Annotated in this window: 20 protein-coding genes; 11 read left to right on the top strand and 9 right to left on the bottom strand. The window is 71.3% G+C overall.

Annotated features, from left to right (window positions below):
• Positions 1–337 precede the first annotated feature (337 nt).
• Positions 338–1540 carry a DUF2380 domain-containing protein gene (locus K8612_RS38025; RefSeq protein WP_223765821.1) on the top strand — a complete coding sequence of 401 codons (1203 nt, stop codon included), beginning with the start codon at positions 338–340 and terminating at the stop codon, positions 1538–1540.
• Positions 1537–2007, top strand: coding sequence for an NUDIX hydrolase (locus tag K8612_RS38030; protein WP_223765822.1), 471 nt, complete (start codon positions 1537–1539; stop codon positions 2005–2007). Before K8612_RS38025 ends, K8612_RS38030 begins: the two co-directional genes overlap by 4 nt.
• 98 nt (positions 2008–2105) lie before the next feature.
• Here K8612_RS38030 and K8612_RS38035 read toward each other — a convergent pair whose 3' ends face one another.
• From K8612_RS38035 to K8612_RS38045, 3 genes are read right to left on the bottom strand one after another with little or no spacing between them, the layout of a single operon-like run.
• On the bottom strand, positions 2106–2717 hold the full coding sequence (locus K8612_RS38035) for an isochorismatase family cysteine hydrolase (protein ID WP_223765823.1): 612 nt from the start codon (positions 2715–2717) through the stop codon (positions 2106–2108).
• A gap of 42 nt (positions 2718–2759) precedes the next feature.
• Positions 2760–3428, bottom strand: coding sequence for an SCO family protein (locus K8612_RS38040; protein ID WP_223765824.1), 669 nt, complete (start codon positions 3426–3428; stop codon positions 2760–2762).
• Entirely contained in the window at positions 3425–3961 is a 537-nt protein-coding gene (locus K8612_RS38045) for a hypothetical protein (protein ID WP_223765825.1), read from the bottom strand. The genes K8612_RS38040 and K8612_RS38045 overlap by 4 nt, the downstream gene beginning before the upstream one ends.
• Before the next feature lie 107 nt (positions 3962–4068).
• On the opposite strand from K8612_RS38045, the gene K8612_RS38050 reads away from it, so the two are divergent.
• Positions 4069–4482, top strand: coding sequence for a FixH family protein (locus tag K8612_RS38050; protein WP_223765826.1), 414 nt, complete (start codon positions 4069–4071; stop codon positions 4480–4482).
• A 1-nt stretch (position 4483) separates the two neighbouring features.
• Here the strand turns inward: K8612_RS38050 and K8612_RS38055 are convergent, their stop codons facing one another.
• On the bottom strand, positions 4484–4936 hold the full coding sequence (locus tag K8612_RS38055) for a hypothetical protein (RefSeq protein ID WP_223765827.1): 453 nt from the start codon (positions 4934–4936) through the stop codon (positions 4484–4486).
• Between the two features lie 134 nt (positions 4937–5070).
• Here K8612_RS38055 and K8612_RS38060 point away from each other — a divergent pair, with 134 nt between their 5' ends.
• Both K8612_RS38060 and K8612_RS38065 read left to right on the top strand, forming a co-directional pair.
• Positions 5071–5889, top strand: a complete 819-nt coding sequence (locus K8612_RS38060) for a class III extradiol ring-cleavage dioxygenase (protein ID WP_223765828.1) — start codon at positions 5071–5073, stop codon at positions 5887–5889.
• Between the two features lie 200 nt (positions 5890–6089).
• The gene (locus K8612_RS38065; protein ID WP_223765829.1) at positions 6090–6623 is read left to right on the top strand and encodes a DUF5666 domain-containing protein; all 534 of its coding nucleotides are present in this window, start codon (positions 6090–6092) and stop codon (positions 6621–6623) included.
• On the opposite strand, the gene K8612_RS39100 is transcribed toward K8612_RS38065, so the two are convergent.
• From K8612_RS39100 to K8612_RS38090, 4 genes are all read right to left on the bottom strand, one after another.
• Positions 6624–8951, bottom strand: a complete 2328-nt coding sequence (locus K8612_RS39100) for a lamin tail domain-containing protein (protein WP_255672789.1) — start codon at positions 8949–8951, stop codon at positions 6624–6626.
• 171 nt (positions 8952–9122) lie between these two features.
• Positions 9123–11087 (bottom strand): Ig-like domain-containing protein, encoded by a 1965-nt coding sequence (locus K8612_RS38080; RefSeq protein ID WP_223765830.1) that lies wholly within the window; start codon positions 11085–11087, stop codon positions 9123–9125.
• Between the two features lie 141 nt (positions 11088–11228).
• Positions 11229–12650 carry an IgA Peptidase M64 gene (locus tag K8612_RS38085; RefSeq protein WP_223765831.1) on the bottom strand — a complete coding sequence of 474 codons (1422 nt, stop codon included), beginning with the start codon at positions 12648–12650 and terminating at the stop codon, positions 11229–11231.
• A gap of 61 nt (positions 12651–12711) precedes the next feature.
• A complete protein-coding gene (locus K8612_RS38090) occupies positions 12712–14250 on the bottom strand; it encodes a PEGA domain-containing protein (protein WP_223765832.1) in 1539 nt (512 codons plus the stop codon).
• 296 nt (positions 14251–14546) lie between these two features.
• Here K8612_RS38090 and K8612_RS38095 point away from each other — a divergent pair, with 296 nt between their 5' ends.
• Positions 14547–15551 (top strand): SDR family oxidoreductase, encoded by a 1005-nt coding sequence (locus K8612_RS38095; RefSeq protein ID WP_223765833.1) that lies wholly within the window; start codon positions 14547–14549, stop codon positions 15549–15551.
• An 82-nt stretch (positions 15552–15633) separates the two neighbouring features.
• Complete coding sequence (locus K8612_RS38100; RefSeq protein ID WP_223744938.1) at positions 15634–16635, top strand: diacylglycerol kinase family protein; 1002 nt, start codon at positions 15634–15636, stop codon at positions 16633–16635.
• 13 nt (positions 16636–16648) lie between these two features.
• Here the strand turns inward: K8612_RS38100 and K8612_RS38105 are convergent, their stop codons facing one another.
• Entirely contained in the window at positions 16649–17557 is a 909-nt protein-coding gene (locus K8612_RS38105; protein WP_223765834.1) for a LysR family transcriptional regulator, read from the bottom strand.
• A gap of 121 nt (positions 17558–17678) precedes the next feature.
• Between K8612_RS38105 and K8612_RS38110 the strand changes: the two genes are divergently transcribed.
• The 4 genes from K8612_RS38110 (at position 17679) to K8612_RS38125 (ending at position 20828) form a co-directional block, all read left to right on the top strand.
• The gene (locus tag K8612_RS38110) at positions 17679–18422 is read left to right on the top strand and encodes a type 1 glutamine amidotransferase domain-containing protein (RefSeq protein WP_223744940.1); all 744 of its coding nucleotides are present in this window, start codon (positions 17679–17681) and stop codon (positions 18420–18422) included.
• A 21-nt stretch (positions 18423–18443) separates the two neighbouring features.
• Positions 18444–19094 (top strand): NADPH-dependent F420 reductase, encoded by a 651-nt coding sequence (locus K8612_RS38115; RefSeq protein WP_223765835.1) that lies wholly within the window; start codon positions 18444–18446, stop codon positions 19092–19094.
• Between the two features lie 57 nt (positions 19095–19151).
• Entirely contained in the window at positions 19152–19841 is a 690-nt protein-coding gene (locus K8612_RS38120; RefSeq protein WP_223744942.1) for an NUDIX domain-containing protein, read from the top strand.
• 183 nt (positions 19842–20024) lie between these two features.
• On the top strand, positions 20025–20828 hold the full coding sequence (locus tag K8612_RS38125) for a protein phosphatase 2C domain-containing protein (RefSeq protein ID WP_223765836.1): 804 nt from the start codon (positions 20025–20027) through the stop codon (positions 20826–20828).
• Positions 20829–20832 lie beyond the last annotated feature (4 nt).

Genomic DNA, 20832 nt, shown 5'->3' on the forward strand with positions numbered 1-20832 from the left:
GGGGCGTTCGCCTCGGTGGGCCTGGGGATGGACAATGCGCGCTGACGCCCTCTTGCTGGCCCTGGTGCTGCTGACCACGGGATGCGCCTCCGGGCGTGGCCGGAGCTTGAGCTACGCGCCGCGAGAGGACTCCTCGCCCGCGTGGGTGGAGACTCCCAGCGAAGAGCCCCCGCGCGCCCGGGACTTCCGCCCACGCGCCTTCTCTGGTTCCGGGCAACGGCTCCTGCGTCGCCAGCCACCGCGTGACGACGTGACCGCCGTGGGAGACAGCGCTGTCGGGGGTGACGCCCACAGCTCAGCATCAACGCGGCAGGCGGTCCTCGACGCCACGGACGAAGTGAAGGGTTCCCTGCGCAGCATCGAGGCCGCGTTCACCAAGCTGGCGGCCCGTCCTGCAGACCCCTGGGGCTGGAGCCTCACCGGCGTCTTCACGCGCTACCTCGACCAGGGCTCCAGACAGGTGACGTGGCTCCATGGCGCGCTTGGGAGCGCAACCTTCTTGACGGAGGTGGCCACGGAAGTCGGAGACACGGACATGGAGCTGGGCCTGCTGCGCCTGACAGGGCCGAAGCTCCAGGCCGCCCAATTCGGAACCCTCCTCCTGGCCACCTGGGTGGACTTCCTGCACCTCGCGGACGCCGTGCTCCGAAACTGCCCCATGTGCAGCGCCGAGAAGCTCTTCACGGACCTGCATCGTGTGCAGGGACTGATGGAGCCCACGCTGACGGACCTGGCCTCACTGGACCCGGAGCGAGTGGAGGCGGCGACGACCGCGATGCCCGAACTGATGGGGAAGCTGACCCGCGAGTTCGACACGCTCCAGCGGGACACCCGCGCGACCATGAAGCTCGGCGGGCAGGTCATCGCGGCGATGCAGGCGGTGGAGATGGTCACCATGATCTCCACGATGAAGCTGGCCATGCCACGCGTGCCACCCGCGGCCCCCGCGACGCTCGGAGTGGGCCTCGTGATGAGCTCGGGCGGAGTCATGATGGGCTCGCGGATGGTGGTCTCCGCCGAGCGGGTGGAGATGATGCGAAGGCTCGTGCAGGCGGGCGTCATCTCCGGCTCCGCCGCCAGCGCGGCCGTCCTCATCCAGGGCGGACAGGTCATGATGGCCCAGGCGCATCAGGACCTCCCCAAGGGCGTGCGCGACGCGTTGGGGGACAGCCCGGAGGTGCGCGGCATGCAGGTGACAGACAGGGCGGGGGCGGGCATGTCGGATGCCCCGAAACATCATGTGCTTCCGCAAGAGCACCGCGAATGGTTCGAGCAGCGCGGCTTCAAGGGCGACATGGACATCGACCAGTTCTGCGTCCGGTTGGAGCAGGCCCACCACGAGGCCATTCACGGTGGCGGCGACTGGAAGCTGGGACGCACCTGGCCCGGAGAATGGAACAGGATGATCATGCGGGTGCTGCTCAAGGCCGAGAGTGAAACAGGCCGCGTGTTGACTCGGAATGAAGTTCTGAAGATCGTCGCAAGGACCATGAAAGGCTACGACATCCCAACGAACTTCACTTCTGGGAGAGGGCGATGACCGACGGGCGCTCATGGCAGGGCAATTGGCGCGTCCGGCTGTACGAGAGGGTCCGCGAGCGAGGTTACGACTCGCTGACGGCTTTTGCCGAGGCGCGACCCGCTGTCCCCATGTATCTCCTCGCCAAGGAACTCGGGAAGGACGACATCGCTGGGGTGCAGGTGTTGAAGGGGCTGCTCGACGAAGCGGAACGGCACAAGCAGGTCACACGCTTTGTTCGGGATGTGCTCGTGAGAGAGTTGTCCGAGAGCCTTCCTGATGGTTGGCCGGCCGTCATGAACGACGAAAACCGCTTCGAGGTCGCCCAGGCGTTGGGCTGCTGGTACGGACACATCCCTGAGTCCTACCTTGAGCGTGCTGATCAGGTCATGGCAGCGCTTCGCGCCAATCCGCCCCCTGCTGGCTGGCGTCCGCGTGGACCTGACGACGAACTGCTCCGCACGCTCTTGCCCGACGAAGAAGCCTGACCCGGGAGGCGCGGCGTGAGCCGCCATCCCGCAGGCGCCAGCGCCACGGGAAGACAGCGGGCCCGTCCTGTGCGGCGAGCCCGCTGGGTTCCTTCACGTCAGCGGACGCTCAGGTTCAGGATGGCGTGGGTGCCCATGACGGCGCCGAAGGTGTCGGCGATGGTCACCAGCGCGGACTTGTGCAGCACGTCGTGGGGAATGGTGCCGCCGCCGGGCGCGTCGATGTCCCGGGTGGCCGAGGCGTCTTCCGCCACGATGACGTTGTAGCCGAGGGGCACCGCGTCACGCGCCGCGCCGGACACGCAGGCGTGGGTCATCAGGCCGGAGATGATCAGCGTCTTGATCCGGGAGATCTGCAGCTCGTGATGGAGCTCCGTGCCCTGGAACACGCTGATCTGGTTCTTCTTGACCACCTTGTGGTGGGCGGCCGGCTGGACGTCCTTGTGGCAGAACACCGTCGCGCTGTCGTGGGCGAAGACCGGAGCGCCGGACGGGCTCACGTGCCACACGTGGAAGACCGGCAGCTTGTGCCGATCCGCGAAGGCGATGAGCCGCCGGGCGTTGTTCAGCGCGCGCGTCCCATCCGGAATGGGCAGCTTCCCGCTGAAGTACTCCTCCTGGAAGTCGATCACCAGCAGGGCGGTGCTGAAGGGGTCAAGCGAGTCCGGGGCGGATGCGCCAAGGATGGTGCGGATCGTGGGGTGCGACACTCTGTTCTCCGGGTCGGGGATGGACGGCCACGCCAAGTCTACTCACCAGACCCTCTGATTTTCCTGAATTCCTTGTTGTCCGTCCAGGGCCTGGGCCAGCAGCGCGGCGTCCCGGAGCAGGGCCTCCAGTCCTCCTTCTCCCTCGGTGACCCGGTAGTAGCCGCGAAGCTGTCCCCGGGCGTCCACGAGGACGAAGTGCTCTCCGTGGAAGACGCTGAAGAAGTCGTCCTCGCCCGCGTCGGCGTCGCGGCCCATCATCACCCGGAAGCCCTCCAGGACGGTCGTCTCCACCGCGTCCAGCGGGCCCGTCAACAGCGTCCAGTTGGACGTGTCGATGCGGTGGTCGCGCGCATAGGCGCTCAGCCGCTCCGGCGTGTCGTGGCGCGGGTCCACGCTGAACGAGGCGAAGCGGACGTCCAGCCCCTGCTCCCGGGCCTGTCGCTGCACGCGCAGCATCTTCTCCGTGAGCAGCGGGCACACGGTGGGGCAGCGGGTGAAGAAGAAGTCCGCGACGTAGAGGTGTCCCCGCATGTCGGCGTCGGAGAAGGGACGTCCCGTCTGCGCGGTCAGCTCGAAGCGCGGGAGCGGCCCGTACCGGGGCAGGTGCTCCGCGGCGATGCGCGCACGCTCGCGTTGAACGCGAGGCCACGCGGTGAACAGCAACGGGATGACCAGTGCTCCCGCGAGCACGACGAGGGAGGTGGGCTTCATAGCGGAGGACAGGAGCGCAGACAGCGCGCGTCCGTGATGACGCGCTCGGAAGTGGAGGAGCCCTGGTTCACGTCGTAGACGCCTCGGACCTGGAGGCGTGGGTCCACCAGCAACAGGAGGCGTCCGCTGTCCCGCAGGGGCCGCCAATCCGGGTGGAGCACCGTGGCGTCGCGCGACGCTGCGAGGACGACCTGGACCGGGATGCCGTCCGCCTCCAGCCGCTCCTGGACCTGCCGCAGGAAGGGAAGGGGCGCCTCCGCGAACGGGAGCAGGGCGAGCTGTCCCTGAAGCTGCCCGGGCTCCACCGGCTGGCCCCGCTCATCGCGAAGGGTGAGCTCGGGCAGGGGCCCATACACAGGAGGCGGTGCCTCCAGCTCCCACGCGGCGTTCGAAGGCGGCGCCTCCGACCAGGCGAAGTCCAGCACCCGCACGAGCGCCGCGCATGCCAGCGCGGACACGGTCAGCCCCGCGGCTCCCAGCACCCCGAACACCCACGAACAGGACCGCGCGGAGGGGGACGGAGGGGCGGACATGACGGCGCACCCTCGCGCATCCAGACCGCCCGCGCGATGCGACACCTTGTCGCAGAACCCAGGCCGGCCTCTTCCGCTACACCGTCAGCGTGATGAAAGCACTGCTGATGGGAATGCTGTTGCTGGGCGCGACGCCCTCCGCCACTCCAGACGCCGGGAGCGACGCGGGACAGGTGAGCGCGGCCACCCCCGTGGGGACGGTGGCCAGCGCATCCGGCCGGCTCCGCGTCGAGGTCCTCTCCTCGATGACACCGCTCCGGAGAGGCGTTCAGACGTTCCAGGTCCGGGTCACCGGCGCCGCGTCTGGCAAGCCGGTGCCCGGTGTCGTGCTGACCGTCCAGCCCTGGATGCCCGCCATGGGCCATGGCATCCCCGAGGTCCCCCGCGTCACCGCGCGAGCGCCGGGGGACTTCGAGGTCTCCGACGCGGACCTCTTCATGCCCGGTGTCTGGGAGCTGCGCTTCACGCTGAAGGGAGCGGTGGAGGACTCCGCGACCGTGACCCTCAAGCTGGGGCGGTAGCTCAGGACTTGAGCGCCTCGGGGGCCGACGCTCGCGGCATCAGGCCGCTGAACTCGTAGATGAACGCGCCGTTCTCCGTGACGTCCACCGTGCAGGCGCCCGCGCGGGACAGGCCTTCGAGCACCTCCTTGGCCTCGGTGAACGTGAGCTGACTGCCCGCCGCCACCTCGGCGATGGTGACGCGGCCCCCGTGCTCCTTCGCGCAGGCGAGCACGGCCCGCTCGATGTCCCGCTCGTTCAGGGCGGGCCGCACCCCCGGTGCATCCCTCAGCTCGGGCGGCAGCTTCGCGCGCCGCGCGGAGCGGACCAGCGCCAGTCCCCCGAGGATGAAGACGGCGGCGAGGATGAACCCCGTGACCGTGTTCTCCGCCTTGTTCTGGCGCAGGTTGTCGATCTCCACGCCGAAGCCGATGACGCCGAAGGCTGCCAGCGCCCAGCCGATGATGTTCTTCATGAAGCCCCCATGGCGGTCCCCGCGCCGGTTCATAGCAGAAGGGGTGCGTGCCCCCTCGCGCAAGGCCCTCTCGGCGTGGGCCCGGCGTTCGACGGCCTGCGCGGCGCGAGGCTGCGCGTTACACCCGGGAAACCATGCCGACCGACCCGTCCAGCACGCCACGCCTGCCCGTCGTCTTCATCCCGCACGGCGGTGGCCCGTGGCCGTTCGTGGAGCTGGGCCTGCCGAAAGCGGAGGTCCAGGCGCTCGCGGCCTGGCTGCGTCAGGTGGGCCAGCAGCTCGCGACGCGGCCGAAGGCCCTGCTCGTCATCTCCGCTCACTGGGAGCAACCCGTGGCCACGGTGATGACGTCCGCGGCGCCGCCCCTCCTGTATGACTATTCCGGCTTCCCGCCAGAGGCGTACCGCATCACCTGGCCGGCGCCGGGCAGCCCGAGCCTCGCCGCGCGCGTGCGCGAGCTGCTCTCCGCCGCGGGCCTACCCTCCGCGGAGGACAGCGCGAGAGGCTACGACCACGGCACCTTCATCCCGCTGAAGCTCATGTACCCGGAGGCGGACATCCCCTGCGTCCAACTGTCCCTGAAGCAGGGGTTGGATCCAGCGGAGCACCTGGCGCTGGGCCGGGCGCTCGCGCCGCTCCGCGACGAGGGCGTCTTCATCATCGGCAGCGGGATGACGTTCCACAACCTGCGCGCCTTCGGGGACCCGCGCGCGCACGAGGTCTCCGCGAAGTTCGACGCCTGGGTCCAGGATGCCGCCACCGCCCCCGCGTCCGTCCGTGACGAGATGCTCAGGCAGTGGACGCAGGCGCCCTACGCGCGGCTCGTCCATCCGCGCGAGGAGCACCTGCTCCCCTTGATGGTCGCCGCCGGTGCCGCCGGGGAGGACCGGGGCACCACCGCCTGGTCCGGCTCCATGATGGGGGCGCGCCTCTCCGGCTTCCGGTTCGGCTGACGCGGAGGGGCGGCGCATGCCCGCCCGCCCTCCGGCCAGGGGGGAGGGAACTCCAGGCAGCCAGGCCCAGGCCCCACCGGCCGTGGTTCCCGGCGGGGCAGGGTGTCCCCAGCTTTACCGGGGGAGAGCGGGCTCGCGCGCCATGCAGGGGATTCCCTCCGGCCGTGGGCTCCTTCGCACGACGCGGGAGGACGTGGCCAATGCGGAGAATGCGCGGGACGGCGGGCCTGCTGGTGTTGGGCCTGGTGGGACTCGGGGGGCTGTCAGCGTGCAACGGCGGCGAGCCGAAGCCCGAGGGCCCTTCCGCGAAGCACCGCGAGGGACGCTCGGAGGTGCTGCGCGGGCTGATGGCCTCCAAGGAGACCGTGGACCCCAAGGCCCTGAAGGCCGCGGGCGCGGATGTGAAGGGCGAGCAGCCCCCAGCTCAGGAAGGAACGGGCGGCTCCGGTCAGCCGCAGCGGCCCATGGGCTGGACCGCGGGCCGCGTGTCCTGGGTGGGGGACGACGAGCTGCTCTTCGTGGACGGCCATGGCCTGGAGCAGGAGGTCCGCGTGGACGAGGCCACGCGGTTCAAGCTCGGCGACGAGAACGCGCAACTGCACGACCTGTCCGAGGGCGATGAGATCCGCGTCACCTACGAGGACCAGGGCCAGGAGTGGGTGGCCCGGGACGTGGAGGCCGTGCCCGTGGTCAAGCCACCCGGGCCCAACCCCGAGTCCCCGCCGCTGCGCTGACTAGAACGCGCCTCCGTCCGCGCGCCGCCCCGGCGAGGACTGCAGCCCGGGCGTCAGCGTGGTGTGCAGCACGAAGCCCGCGTCCGGTGACAGGTCCGGGGAGCGGTTGATGGACACCGCGTCCACGGTGCTGGAGTACTCGACGCGGTCCACGACGCCGCCGTCCGGGCGCTTGAGCTGCACGGCGTCCGACGTGTTGTTGAGCGCCAGCGTCCCGCTGGAGGCCGCGAGGGTGTCGGGCGTGCCGGCCGGGAAGCCCGCGGTCCCACCGAAGATGACCAGGGGCCGGCCCGGGTGCAGCACCGTTCCCGCGGCGAAGACGTGCTGCGGGTTCAGGGCGTCCCACAAGGTCCATCCGGACAGGTCCACCGGGGCGGTCCCCGCGTTGTAGAGCTCCACGAACTCGTGCGCGGTGCCGCCCGGGAGCGCGGGCTCGTTGGCGAGCAGCTCGTTGACGATGACCCGGGGCTCCGTGCGCGTGAACCAGATGCGGCCGGGGGTCATGTCGAAGCGGGACGCGTCGGCCGTGTCCACCACGCGCAGGCGCACCAGGCTGCTCTCCACGTCCGGCACCTTCCACGTGAAGGTGCCCGTGCTCGCGCTCATGGAAGGCGCCAGGACATTCCAGGTGTCGCCGCCGTCGTAGGTGGCCTCGATGCGCACGGTGCCCACCCCCGCCGAACGCCACTCCAACGTCAGCGAGGCGCCCACGATGAACGTGCCCCCCAGGGGCGCGATGACCCGCACGCGCGGGCCGGGCACGCCGCTCAGGTCGTAGCGCGTGAGCACGGGGTAGTGGTCGCTGACGGTGCGCGCGTAGTCCGGGATGGACGTATCGGGACGGAGCACCTGGACGCCGCCGGGCACCGCGTCCACGGCCACCTCGTCGGTGACGAGCGTGTGGTCGATGACGTCGTTGTACTCCGTGGTGGTGCGGATGGTGGCGTCGGTCAGCACCTTCGTGAGGAAGGTGTAGTGCGTGGGGTCATCCAGGAAGTTCGCGTAGGGCGTGGGCAGCGCGACGCCGTTCTCCTTGCTGATGGACTGGTCCAGGTCGTCGTTCCAGTCGCCGATGACGAGCACGCGCGCTTCGGGGAGCCACTGGTCCAGGTAGTTCTTGAGGGCGGCCGCGGAGCGCTGGCGCTGGCCGTAGGACGTCAGGTCCTCGAAGGCCTTCATGTGCGTGACGATGACGACCAGCGGCGCGTCCTCGCCGTGGATGCGGGTGGTGAAGTCCACGCGCAGCGGCGGGCGGCCTCCGAAGTCCGCGGCCTGGGCGGTGAGGATGACCTGGGCGCTGCGGTAGGTGAGCGAGCTGTCGTAGAGGATGCCGGGCTTCTGCTCGCCCGCGGAGTAGAGCGACGTGCCGCTGAGGACGTAGTTGGTGTTGTTGGCGAGGAAGCCGTTGAAGGGGCCGGGCAGCCCGGCCTTGAGCGTGTTGAAGTCCGCGGTGTCCACCATCTCCACCAGGCCCCAGACGTGGGCGCCCGCGCCCGCGATGACGTCCCGGGCCCCCGCGACCTGGAGGTCGTCGGGCACGCCGCCGTCGGAGGTGGAGTTCACCGGGCCCTGGTTGGGCGCGCCGAACCACTCCAGGTTCCAGTGGCCCACGGTGAACAGGGAGAGAGGCGGCTCCACCCGCAGCATCAGCCGTGCGGACGCGGTCTGGCCGTCCGCGTCGCGCACGATGACGGTGAGGGGCACCGTGCCCGCGCCGGTGGGCGTGCCGGACAGGGCGCCGTCGGGGGACAGGGTGAGCCCCGCGGCCAGCGTGCCGGTGAAGCTCCAGGTGAGCGGCGCCCGCCCGCCGGAGGCCGTGAACGTCATGGCGTAGGGCTGCCCCACCCGTCCGTCCCCGAGCCCCAGGGACGTCACGGTCAGCGCCGGAATGCCTGCATCCGGCACTCCCGCATCGGAGGGCGCGCCGCCATCGGTGGAGACGCCGCCGTCACCCGACGCACCGCCGTCACCTGACGCACCGCCATCGGTGGAGACGCCGCCGTCATCCGACGCGCCGCCGTCACCTGACGCGCCGCCGTCGGTGGAGACGCCGCCATCGTCCGGTACTCCGCCGTCACCCGACGCGCCGCCGTCGGTGGAGACGCCGCCATCGTCCGGGACTCCGCCGTCATCCGACGCGCCGCCGTCACCCGATGCGCCGCCATCGGTGGAGGCGCCACCGTCGTCAGTGCCACCGCCATCGACGGAGGCGCCGCCATCGGAGCTCACTCCTCCGTCGGCAGGTACGACCGGCGTTGGCGGTGTGGATCCGGGGCACGCGGCGAGCAGCAGGGCGAGCAGGGGCGCGACGATGCGGGCAAGGGACATGGAAGCCATCCGGTCCAGACGCCGGAAAGGGACCGCGGCCCATCGCGATGACGGGCGGTGCATCCCCATGCTTCCAAGAGTGACACATCCCCCTGTCATCCAAGAAGAAGGGCCGCGCTCCCCGGTGGGGGAACGCGGCCCTGGATCAATGCAAGGTGTCAGACGCGGCGACTACGGGTTCGCGACGCCCCAGGACGGAGCACCCACGGCCCAGTCGGACGCGGTGTTCGTGTCCGTGGCGCTGACGCGACGGACGCTGTTGCTGGCCGGGGTCGCGTTGTTCGTCGGCACGTTGGTCCAGTCCGCGGACACGGCCGCCGCGGTGGGCGTGGAGGTCGTCGTGCACAGGGCCCCGCCGCAGTCCGCGGGCAGCCACTGCCCGGCGGCCTGGAGCGCCTGGAGGTTGCCCGGGAAGGCCCCGGGCTGGTTCGGCGCGTTGCGCGCGAAGGGCACCGCGTCCTGGATGGCGTTCTGCGCGTCACGCACCAGGATGATGCGGCTGGAGAAGGTGATGCCCGTCGTCCCGCCCTTGAAGTCCCAGGCCGTGTCGTAGTTGGCCGGGTTGCTGCTGGTGGGGAACTGGTTCTTCGCGGTGGTCTCGCTGTCGACCGTCCCGGCGATGTGGACCACGATGATGTCGCCCTCGGCCACGGACACGTCCGGCAGGGTGGCCAGGGTCGTGGCGGCGTTCACGTCCTGCAGCAACTGGAGGCCCGCCGTCGTGCCGGCGGAGACGACCTGCAGCTCCACCAGGTCCTGGCCGCTCGCCGCGCTGGGCTGCACCTCGGTGATGCGCAGGACGGCGCCCACGCGGTAGCCCTTGAAGGCCGCCGAGTTCGGGCTGGTGACGGCGCCACCCACCGTGTCCTTCACGGAGTTGGCGACCGACACCGTGTAGTCCGTCCCCGCGACCTGCTCGCTGGTCGTCACCAGGACGTCCTTGCCGCTGACCGTCGCGCTCTGCGCCTGGAGGCCACCGCTGAACGTGAACTGCGTCGGCACCGCGGTGAGGCTGGCCGCGTCCACCGAGCGGCTGAAGGAGACCTTGACCTGCGTGAGCGACGTCGCGAAGGCGCTCGCCAGCGTCGGGGCCGGGCAGGTGGCGGTGAGCTGGTCCGGCGAGAACACGGACACCTGGGGCTGGGCGGTGAAGCGCCAGACGATGCCGGTGGGCACGGTCACGTCGCAGCCGGAGACCAGGTCCAGGCCCGTGGACAGCTCGGTGGGCACGCGCAGGCGCAGGGGGCTGGGGGACGGCTCACCCGTGGTGATGACCGGGAAGGCGGTGAAGGCCGTGCCGCTGCCGGCGCCCGCCTCCAGCTTGCCGGACACGGTGACCAGGCGGCTCTCGTAGAGGCTGGTCGTGCCCGCGTCCTCGAAGGTGCTGACGGCGTTCACGTCCACCTTCAGGCCCGCGGGCGTCGCCGTATCCAGGCTCCACACGCCGTGGTTCTTGCTCACCACGGTCAGGTCCGTGACGGTCTTCGCCACGTTGAGCCCGCTGATGATCTCCTTGTCCGTGACGTTCAGCGTCACGCGGTCACCCACGGCGACCGCCGTGGTGGACGCGGAGTTGCGCACGAACATCGCCGGGCCGTTGGCCTCGGCCTGCAGGAAGAAGCCGGCGGCCTCCGTGGCCGCGCTGCCCGCGACCTCGGGCTTGATGAAGGTCACGAACGCGCCGCTCACGGGCAGCGGCGTGGTCAGCGCGCCCGCCGGGGCGGCGATGAACGCGGCGATCTGCGCGCTCGTGTCCGCCAGCGGCGTGGTCACGCTGGAGGGCGTGCAGGTGTTCGCCGCGATGTCGCAGGACTCGGTCAGCGCGCAGGCCGGGCTGCACGCCTGGGGACCCGTGCCACCGTCCGTGCCGGCGTCCGTCTCCGTGCCGGCGTCCGTGCCCGCGTCCACGTTCGTGCCCGCGTCCTCCTCCGTGCCCGCGTCCTCCTCCGGAGTGGTCACCGTGCGCAGCTCGCACTTGTTCTCCACGCAGGCGTACACCTGGCCCGCGGGCGGCGTGCCCTTGTCACGACAGTCGTACAGGTCAACGCACTCGTCGCCGCAACCCGTGCCGACCGTGACAAACACGGTGGTCACGAGCGCCGGCAGCCAGCTCCGCTTCAGGCTCTGCTTCAGCATGTGAATGCCTCCCAAATGGGGGTCCAGATTGCAGGTGCGGTCCCCCTTACACCCGAAAACCGAGGGGCGTCCATTTGCCCAGCCACCTGCCACGTCCCTGTCACGCGAAAGGACGTCCAGAGGCCTGGGAATCAACGGAACTCAGGGACTCTTCCGTGCGGCGGTGGACGATGGACCCGCGTACAGGTCGATGACCTCGCTGATGCCGCGCTGGCACACCGCGCAGAAGGGCACACGGTCGCGGGTGAACATCATGCAGTCCATCTGCGGCCGGAAGTAGCCCTTCGCCTCGTAGTGCGCGCCCTCGAAGGCGCCCACCTTCCCGGAGAACTTCTGCGTGCCCAGGAACTTCTCCTCCCAGTCCCGCTGCGCCACGAAGAGCGCGTCCATCTCCGACTCGGGTTTGCGCTCCGTGCGAATCTTCTGCCGGCGTTGCTGCACCTGCAGGGCGTGCGCGTCATAGGCGGGCTGATTCCAGGGCGTGGGCAGCGGGGTCCCCGGCGCCACGAGGTCCTTCCACTTGAGCTGGGCGGGGTCGTGGAGGGCGGTGACGTTCTTCTCCCAGGGCTCCACGCGCTCGTCGGGCGCGGCGCCGTAGATGGGGGCGGAGGTGTAGTACTCGTCCGCCAGCCCCGCGAAGTGGTGGCCGAACTCGTGGACGAAGACGTAGGGCGCCCAGAGGCTGTCGGCGGCCACGGTGCTGAAGAGGTTGAAGATGCCTCCGCCGCCGTAGGTGTTTCCGTTGGAGAGGATTTCAACGAACTCGTAGGGCGCGAAGGCGGCGGTGTCACGCAGCGCGGCGTTGTCGAAGGTGAGGATGTAACGCTCGGCGCCGAAGGCGTCGTAGGTGGAGCCCAGGGGCGGGCGGCGGTGGACGCCGGTGGAGGGCCGGGAGATGCCGGACTCGGCCGCCCTGGGCATCAGCCCCCAGACGTTGAAGTCCGCCTTGCGCTCCTTGAAGGGGGAGTAGCTGAAGAGGATGTCCACCAGCTTGCGCGCGTCCTTCTCGAACTTGGCGCGCTCCGCCTCCGTGTAGCCGTCCCCCAGGATGAGGAAGTCCACCTTGTCCCGCGGCGGCCCGTTCTCCAGCAGCTTCAGCAGCGGGCCCGGCGCGGGCGGCGAGGACGGATCCACGAAGGGGTCCTTCGGATCCACCACCAGCGACCAGATTTCGCGGAAGGCGTTCTGGGCGTCGCGCTTCTTCAGGATGACCTGGACGGGGCTGTCCGGGGCGGGGAAGCGCAGCGATTCACTGAAGGTGCGGTGGGCCTGCCTCGCCTCGTCCGTCAGCTCCCACTCGCCGAAGATGGAGGCGAAGCCGCGCGAGAACACGAGCCGGTTCGTCTTCCGGTCCCGCACCTCGAAGAGGTACTTGCCCAGGTTCGTCTCGTCGATGGCCCGCGCCGGGTGGCCCGGCCAGGGCAGGGGCTCCACCACCAGCCGCTCCAGGCTGAAGCGCTCCTCGGTGGCGTTGCCGGTGTGGAAGTAGTCGACGCGGAACGTCCGGGGCGCGGCGAGGGCGGTGCTCGCCGTGAACAGCAACAGCAGGAGGGAAGCGCGCATGGGGCGCGACTCTACGCGCCCGGCGCTCCCCGGCCAGGAACCCGGAGGCGGGACCGTCCGCTCAGAACGATCCGGAGACGCTCGCCGCCGCGCCCGTCTCGTCCGCCGTCACCCCCAGCGTCACGGGCGCGGGCTTCGCGGGGGAGGACACGAGGAAGAGCACCGCCCCGGTGACGGCCGCCGCGCCCCCGCCCACGAGCAGCCCCGTCATCAGGTGGCTCTTGCCCACCAGCGAGTCGCGCAGCGCGACGGCCCGCGCGTCCGTGCTCACGAGCTGGCCGCCGTTGGCCGCGCGGCGGTCCTCCAGGCCGTTCAGGTCCTTCTGGGCCAAGAGCCGCACCACGCCCGCGCCGCCCAGGGCCACCGCGCCCGCGCCCATCGCCACGTACGACGCCGTGCGCAGGCCCGTGCGGGGCGGGGTGCCGCCGGAGACGTCCTCCGACAACAGATTCGGCGCGGTGAGGTCCGCGCCCGTGCCGGAGGCGCTGGCCGTGCCCCGCGCGCCGCCTGCGTCCCAGGGCGCCTTGCCGTTGGCGTTGTTCATCACCACGAGGTTGGAGGGCGAGCGCCCGGTGGTGACGAAGTCCACCAGCGCGGAGAGGGCCTCGCCGGGCGCGTCCAGGCCCTGCGTCTTGAAGCCGCCCTCGCGCAGCTTCTGCCCGCCGTCGACGTTGAGCACCGTGGCGGCGAACCACTTGGGCCCGCTGCTCGCGCGCTCCAGCCGCACGACGATGACCTCCTCCACGCCCAGCGTGCCGCCCAGGCGCACCGCGTGGCTCCAGGTGCGCTCCTCGTTGCCGTCCACGGCGGAGAGGCACGGGAAGGGCGCGGCCGTCACCGACCCCTCGTAGGCCAGGTCCACCAGCAGCGGCGTGTCCGCCCCCTGCGCCTGCACCTGCCGGGGGAAGCTCACCGCGTCCCCCTTCACCATCGTCAGCTCGTACGCGCCCGCGGGCAGCTCCAGCGTGAGCGGCGTCTGCCCCACGCCCAGGCCCTCCAGGTACACGTCCGCCGCGGGCAGCGTGGACTTCAGGGACAGCTTCACCTTGGGCGTCCTGGCCAGGTCGCGGCGCACCTTCTCGAAGGCCTGCCGGATGGAGGGGGCGTACTGGTCCGGGTCCAACTGGTACTTCGGCTGGAGGCGCAGCACCTGGAGGAACGCCGCGTCGCTGTCCTTCGCCTTCCCCTGCGCCCGGTGGTTGAGCCCGTGCAGGAGCTGCGCGTGGGCGAAGAGCTTCCAGCGCGGCTCGCCCGGCGGCAGGCGGCGGATGTCGCCCAGGGCGTCGTCCAGGAGCTGGGACGCGCGGGCGTTGCGGCCCTCGTAGAACTGGTCCTGCGCGGCGTCCAACTGGCGCTGGAGGTCCTCGAAGGAGCGCGAGGAGGCGGGGAAGAGGCGCTCGGCGAACTCGGGCGCGCCCAGCACGCGCTGCTCGGGGCGGGCGCGCAGGGCGTCGTAGAACGCCTTGGACTGGCCGCTCAGCTCCGCGTCCCGGCAGTCGCCGCTGGAGACCACCAGCCGGTGGGGCGCGGCCCCCGAGGCGGTGGCGCACATCAGGCACAACAGCAGCGCGAACGCGGGCGGCTTCGGACGGAAGGGCATGGTCACGTGGGAGTGGAAGGGATTGGCCGGACCGGCGATGCAGGCCGCGTTCCGTCCTCTACCGGACTGCCCACCCTCCAGGCCAGCGGCCCCCCCGTGCCTGCCTCCCGGTCCCGCGCGTGGACCCCCGTCCGGATTCGGAGGCCCCCTGCCTCGCTGCCTGCCCTCCGGGTGAGTCACCGCCGTCCCGGGTGCGACGCCGGGCGTCATCCCCACCTTTCCGTCCACGAACCCTCTTGAACGCTCGGGCCGTCCAGAGCCGGCGGGCCCGCCAACGCCAACAAGGACCCCAGTCCATGGATCGCATCTGGAAGAAGAAGGTCATCGTCATCACGGGCGCCTCCAGCGGGATTGGCCGGGCCACCGCGCTGCTGCTGGCGAAGAAGGGGGCCCACGTGGTGCTCGCCGCGCGCCGGGAGGAGCCCCTGGAGGAGCTGGCGGCCGAGTGCGAGTCCCACGGCGTCCAGGCCCTGATGGTCCCCACGGACGTGTCGGACGCGGCGGCCGTGCGGAGGCTGGCGGAGGCCGCGGTGGAGGCCTTCGGCCACTTCGACGGCTGGGTGAACAACGCGGGCGTCTACATGCTGGGCAGCCTGGAGGAGACGCCGGACGAGGCGTTCCGCCAGCTCATGGAGACCAACTTCTTCGGCACGGTGAGCGGCGCGCGCGCGGCGCTCTCCCAGTTCCGCCGCCAGGGCTACGGGACGCTCGTCAACGTGTCCTCCACCTTCGGCACCGTGCCCGCCCCGTACCTGAGCGCCTACGTGGCCTCCAAGTTCGCGGTGCGCGGCTTCTCCGCGTCGCTGCGCCAGGAGCTCTTGAACACGGGCATCGACGTGTGCACGGTGATGCCCGCCGCCATCGACACGCCCCTGTGGCGCCACACCGCCAACTACACCGGCTGGCGCATCCGCCCGGTGGAGCCCGTCTACACGCCGGAGCGCGTGGCCCGCACCATCCTCCGCGTGCTGCGCCACCCCCAGGACGAGGTGAGGGTCGGCGGCGCCGGGAGGAGCTTCTCGGCGATGCACGGCCTGCTCCCCGGCACGTTCGAGCGCACCCTGAAGGCCGGCACGGACGTGCTGCACTTCCAGGACGAGCGGCAGCGCCCCACCCCCGGCAACGTCTTCCAGCCCATGGCGGAGGGGGCCACGGTCTCCGGCGGTTACCACGGCACCGGAAAAACATGGCTGCGGCGGTTGCTGGTGGCGGGAGGCCTGGCCGCCGCGGCGGTGACGCTGCGCCGGCGTGCGGCCGAGCGGCACCTGGACGTACGGCTGGCCCATGCCCTGGGGGTGTGACCATGTTCCGGGGGGCGTCCCCATGCCGGGGCGCTTTTCGTGACGGGGCCATGACATGAACTGGGGAAGAGTCGCGCCCGCCATGAACATCGCCGTCCTCGTCAATCTGCGTGCGCGTAAAGGGACCGAAGGGATGGGCGGGCTCGTCCAGGACCTGCTCCCCCGGGCCCGGGTGGCCCTCACCCGTTCCCTGGATGAAGCGCGGGAGTGGGTGGACCAGCTCCGCCACGACCCGCCCAGCCTGCTGCTCGCGGGCGGAGGGGACGGCACCATCACGGGCCTGCTCAACGAGCTGCGCTCCCAGGGCGTCGCCCTGCCGGCCATTGGCGTGCTGCCGCTGGGCACGGGCAACGCCTGGGCCCGCGTCACGGGCGCGCCGCGTCCCCAGGTGGCGCTGAAGCAGATCGCCGCGTACGGCGAGCGCCTGCCGCCCCTGCGGCCCTTCTCGCTGGTGCGGGTGGAGGGCCGGGTGGCGCCCTTCGCGGGCACGGGCTGGGACGCGGAGATGATCCAGGACTTCAAGAACCAGCTCGCCGCCGCCGGGCCGCTGAAGAAGGCGCAGTCCGGGCTGCGCGGCTACCTGGGCGCCATGTTCACGCGCACGGTGCCGCGCCACCTGTTCGGCGAGGGCAACCCGAACGTCTCCGTCTACAACCTGGGCGCGCCCGCGCTGACCATCGACGCGTCGGGCGCGGTGCGGCCGGTGCCCAACGGCGGCGAGGGGCAGCTCCTGTACCAGGGCCCCGCGGGCGTGGCGGGCGCGGCGACGACGCCGGAGTGGGGCTTCGGCTTCAAGGCGTTCCCGTTCGCGCAGGCGGTGCCGCACCGGCTGTCCGTGCGCGTGTACGGCGCGGGCGTGCTGGAGGCCACGCGCAACATGTTCCGCCTGTGGCGCGGCGAGCACCCCATGCCGCGCATGCACGACTTCTTCGTGGAGCGCCTGCGGATGGACTTCGACCGCGAGGTGCCCTTCCAGATGGGCGGCGACGTGCTGGGCATGCGCCGCTCGCTGGAGTTCGACCTGGCGGAGGAGAACGTCAACCTGGTCGACTGGCGCCGCCTGGGCCGGCTCGTCGCCGTCTGACGCGCGAGCGCCCTCACGGCGCGGCGGCGCGCGCGGCCTGGACGAACGCGCCGCGCAGCCAGCGGTGCGCGGGGTCTGAGTCCTCACTCGGATGCCACAGCAGCGTGAGGGTGTAGGGCTCCAGGGGCAGGGGCGGCGGCAGCAGCTTGAGCTTCAGCCACGGCGCCACCGCCTTCGCCACCCGCTCGGAGATGGTGAGCACGTAGTCGGACTCCTCCACCAGCCGCAGCCCCGCGAGGAAGTACGGCACCGTGCGCGCGACGCGCCGGCGCTGGTTGCGCACCGCGAGCATCGTGTCCACGTAGCCGCCGGGCTTGCCGCGCGGGGCCACCTGCAGGTGCTCCAGCGCGAGGAACTGCTCCAGCGTCAGCGTGCGCCCCACCGTGGGGTGGTCCTTGCGCACCACGCACACGAAGCGGTCGGTGAACAGCTTGCGCGTCCTCAGTTCCGGGGGCAGCTCCACGTAGACGCCCACCGTCAGGTCGACGCTCCCCTCGCGCAGCATCCCGGCGTCGTCCGGGGAGTTGGGCATGAACTGGAGCGTGACCCCGGGGGCCTCGCGCCGCACCCGCGCGTCCAGCGCCGTGCCCAGCACCGTCAGCACGTGGTCCGTGGCGTGGATCCGGAAGGTGCGCTCCAGCAGCGCGGGCTCGAACGTGCGCGCGGGGGACAGCACGCCCCCCACCTCCGTCAGCAGCGCCTGCAGCCGGGGCCGCAGCGCCACCGCGCGCGGCGTGAGCACCATGCCCCTTCCGGCGCGCACGAGCAGCGGGTCATCCAACTGCGTGCGCAGCCGCGCCAGGGCGTGGCTCATGGCCGGGGTGCTCAGCCCCATGCTGAGCCCTGCCTTCGTCACGCTGCCCTCGCGCAGCAGCGCCTCCAGGGCCACGAGCAGGTTCAGGTCCACCGACGCCAGTTTCATGGCGCGAAACATATCCTTGCAGGGGATTCACTGGAGCGAAACCCACCGGCCCACCATCTTGGTGTCCACGCCAGGCCGCGCGGCGCGGTGCCCGGGGTGCTGGCGACAGGAGCGGACGACGATGCAATCCCCAGGTTCGCAGGCGAAGGTGTCCTCCCAGAAGCGGGTGTTGATGGTCGTGGCGAGCCCCGCCGTCTCCACCACGCTGGGGGGACCGGTGGGCTTCTGGGCGTCGGAGTTGGTGCACCCCTACATGGAGCTGACGGAGGCCGGCTACGCGGTGGAGCTGGCCAGTCCCCAGGGCGGCCGGGTGACGCCCGACGCGCTGAGCGACCCGCGCGACCCCAGCGGCTACTCCGCGCACGACGTGCTCAGCCTGGGCTTCCTCTCCAGCCCCCGGCACGCGGCCCTGCTGGAGACGACGCGCAAGCTGTCCGACGTGCGGGTGGAGGACTTCGACGCCATCCTCGTCTGCGGCGGTCAGGCCCCCATGTTCACCTTCCGCGAGGACCTGGCGCTGCGGGCGCTGCTGCGCGGCTTCCTGGAGGCCGGCAAGGTCACCGCCGCGCTCTGCCACGGCACGGCGGCGCTGCTGGACGTGACGCTGTCGGATGGACGGCCGCTCCTGGAGGGCCGGACGCTGACGGGCTTCGCCAACGTGGAGGAGGACGCGGCCGACCAACTGGTGGGGCGCAAGGTGATGCCCTTCCGCATCGAGGACGTCGCGCGCGAGCGGGGCGCCAACTTCGTGCGCGCGGGGGCCTGGAAGCCGTTCGCCGTGCGCGATGGCCAGCTCATCACCGGACAGCAGCAGAACTCGGGGCGGGAGACGGCGCGGCTCGTCCTCCAGGCCCTGGGACACTGAAGGACACGCGGGAGGCGGAACATGTCGGATGTGAAGATCGCGGTGATTGGCGTGGGCAACGTGGGTGGCAACCTGGGCGCGCGGCTGGCCCGGAGCGGGTTCCCGGTGCGCTTCGGGGTCCGGCCCGGCGCGGACGTGACGGCCCTGCTGGAGCGGTGCGGAGGCCGCGCGCAGGCGGGCAGCGTGCAGGAGGTGTCGGCCTGGGCGGACGTGGTGTTCTTCGCGGTGCCCGCCTCGGCCGCGGTCGCCGCGGCCCGGGAGGCGGGGGACCTGACGGGCAAGGTGGGCGTGGACTGCAACAACCCGGTGGCCTTCGACGCGAGCGGCCCCACCGTGACGCCCGTCCCCGAGGGCTCCCTCACGGCGGCGTTGGCGAAGGCGGTCCCGGGAGCGCGCTGGGTGAAGGCGTTCAACACCTTCGGCGCGGAGTTCCACGGCGACCCGGCGCTGTCGGGCACGGCGGTGGACGTGCAGTTGGCCGGTGACGACGCGGAGGCGAAGGCCACGGTGGCCGCCATCGCGAAGCAGGCGGGCTTCCAGCCGGTGGACTGTGGCCCGCTGCGCAACGCGAGCCTGCTGGAGCACCTGGCCGTGCTGTGGATCCACCTGGCGGTGAAGGGCGGCCAGGGGCGGCAGGTGGCCTTCAAGCTGCTGCCGCGCGCGGCGCCCTGAAACACCCCTTGCCGGCACCGTGTCCTCTGGACACGATGCCGGCCGGAGGGTTTCCCATTGAGCCACACCTATGAGTACCCGCGCCCGGCGGTGACGGTGGACTGCGTCGTCTTCGGGTTGGATGAAGAGGACCTCAAGGTGCTGCTCATCCAGCGCGGCGTGGAGCCGTACCAGGGCCGGTGGGCGCTGCCCGGCGGCTTCGTGCGCATGGACGAGTCCCTGGAGGACGCCGCGCGCCGCGAGCTGGAGGAGGAGGCGGGCTTGCGCACCAGCCACCTGGAGCAGCTCTACACGTTCGGCGCTCCGGACCGCGACCCCCGGGGCCGCGTCATCACCGTGGCGTACTTCGCGCTGGTGAAGCTGTCCCAGCACCACCTCCAGGCGTCCACCGACGCGCGGGAGGCGGCGTGGTTTTCCGTCTGGGACACGCCGAAGCTCGCGTTCGACCACGCGGACGTGCTGGCCACCGCGCTGCAACGGCTCAAGGGCAAGGTGCGCTACCAGCCCATCGGGTTCGAGCTCTTGCCGCCCAAGTTCACGCTGTCGCAGCTCCAGCGGCTGTATGAGACGGTGCTGGAGCGCGAGCTCGACAAGCGCAACTTCCGCAAGAAGATCCTGGCCATGGACCTGCTGGAGGAGCTGGACGAGGTGGAGCAGGACGTCTCCCACCGCGCCGCGCGCCTCTACCGGTTCGACCACAAGAAGTACAAACAGCTCGAGAAGGCCGGCTTCAACTTCGAGCTCTGAACACCCCCACCTCCCGTCCGCACCCATCGGCGCCCGCTGACAGATTGTCCCTCGTCGCCTTGACTTCGTGTCATATAGACACTATGTTTGTGTCGTAGATACACGAAGCCGGGCGGCGTGGGGCCGCTCGCTCACCAGCAGGTTCTTGCGTCGTGCGTGCCCTTCGAGGGCCACGGGAGAGCCATGTCCACGCTGCCCTTCGATGTCGCGGTGGGTTCGGTGCAGGGCCGGGAGCACGCGCGCTCGGGGCGCAACAACCAGGACGCCGCCTGCGTCCGGGAGAGCGCGCACGGGCTGGTGGTGGTGGTGGCGGACGGGTGCGGCAGCCAGCCGTGCAGCGAGCTGGGGGCGCAGTTGGGCGTGCGGCGGCTGGCGCAGGCGGCGCAGGCGAGGCTGGCGCGCGGTGAGGCGGTGGATGGCGCGGACTTCCTGCCGGGGCTGCGAGGGGACCTGCTGGAGCTGATGGAGGGCCTGACGTCCGCGCTGGGGCGGGACGTGCTGGGGGACCTGCTCTTCACGCTGGTGGGCGCGGTGGTGACGCCGGTGCACACGCTCGTCTTCTCGTCGGGGGATGGGGTGTGGATGCTCAACGGCCAGGTGCACGCGCTGGGGCCGTTCCCGGGCAACGCGCCGCCGTATCTCGCGTATGCGCTGCTGCGCGGCGAGGACGTGCGGCTGGAGCGCCGGGCGCTGGTGCCCACCGAGGACGTGCACGCGCTGCTGGTGGGCACGGACGGGGTGGGGGACCTGCTGGGCCTCTCACAGGCGCGGCTGCCGGAGCGCGATGAAGCGGTGGGCCCGCTGTCACGCTTCTGGACGGAGGACCGGTACTTCACGAACCCGGACGCGGTGCGACGGCGGCTGGCGCAGCTCAACCGTGAAGCGGTGCGCGCGGACTTCGCGGAGCGGCGGCTGCTGCGCACGCCGGGCCTTCTGACGGACGACACCACGCTGGTGGTGCTGCGCCGCCGGATGGGGAGGGCGTGAGGCC

The sequence above is a fragment of the Corallococcus sp. AS-1-6 genome, from assembly GCF_020037015.1.
GTDB lineage: Bacteria > Myxococcota > Myxococcia > Myxococcales > Myxococcaceae > Corallococcus.

Bases quoted from the DNA above. Each gene is read 5' to 3' on its own strand.
- K8612_RS38030 (WP_223765822.1), top strand. From the start codon at position 1,537: ATGACCGACGGGCGCTCATGGCAGGGCAATTGGCGCGTCCGGCTGTAC.
- K8612_RS38040 (WP_223765824.1), bottom strand. From the start codon at position 3,428: ATGAAGCCCACCTCCCTCGTCGTGCTCGCGGGAGCACTGGTCATCCCG.
- K8612_RS38045 (WP_223765825.1), bottom strand. From the start codon at position 3,961: ATGTCCGCCCCTCCGTCCCCCTCCGCGCGGTCCTGTTCGTGGGTGTTC.
- K8612_RS38050 (WP_223765826.1), top strand. From the start codon at position 4,069: ATGGGAATGCTGTTGCTGGGCGCGACGCCCTCCGCCACTCCAGACGCC.
- K8612_RS38055 (WP_223765827.1), bottom strand. From the start codon at position 4,936: ATGAAGAACATCATCGGCTGGGCGCTGGCAGCCTTCGGCGTCATCGGC.
- K8612_RS38060 (WP_223765828.1), top strand. From the start codon at position 5,071: ATGCCGACCGACCCGTCCAGCACGCCACGCCTGCCCGTCGTCTTCATC.
- K8612_RS38065 (WP_223765829.1), top strand. From the start codon at position 6,090: ATGCGGAGAATGCGCGGGACGGCGGGCCTGCTGGTGTTGGGCCTGGTG.
- K8612_RS39100 (WP_255672789.1), bottom strand. From the start codon at position 8,951: ATGTCCCTTGCCCGCATCGTCGCGCCCCTGCTCGCCCTGCTGCTCGCC.
- K8612_RS38080 (WP_223765830.1), bottom strand. From the start codon at position 11,087: ATGCTGAAGCAGAGCCTGAAGCGGAGCTGGCTGCCGGCGCTCGTGACC.
- K8612_RS38085 (WP_223765831.1), bottom strand. From the start codon at position 12,650: ATGCGCGCTTCCCTCCTGCTGTTGCTGTTCACGGCGAGCACCGCCCTC.
- K8612_RS38090 (WP_223765832.1), bottom strand. From the start codon at position 14,250: ATGCCCTTCCGTCCGAAGCCGCCCGCGTTCGCGCTGCTGTTGTGCCTG.
- K8612_RS38095 (WP_223765833.1), top strand. From the start codon at position 14,547: ATGGATCGCATCTGGAAGAAGAAGGTCATCGTCATCACGGGCGCCTCC.
- K8612_RS38100 (WP_223744938.1), top strand. From the start codon at position 15,634: ATGAACATCGCCGTCCTCGTCAATCTGCGTGCGCGTAAAGGGACCGAA.
- K8612_RS38105 (WP_223765834.1), bottom strand. From the start codon at position 17,557: ATGAAACTGGCGTCGGTGGACCTGAACCTGCTCGTGGCCCTGGAGGCG.
- K8612_RS38110 (WP_223744940.1), top strand. From the start codon at position 17,679: ATGCAATCCCCAGGTTCGCAGGCGAAGGTGTCCTCCCAGAAGCGGGTG.
- K8612_RS38115 (WP_223765835.1), top strand. From the start codon at position 18,444: ATGTCGGATGTGAAGATCGCGGTGATTGGCGTGGGCAACGTGGGTGGC.
- K8612_RS38125 (WP_223765836.1), top strand. From the start codon at position 20,025: ATGTCCACGCTGCCCTTCGATGTCGCGGTGGGTTCGGTGCAGGGCCGG.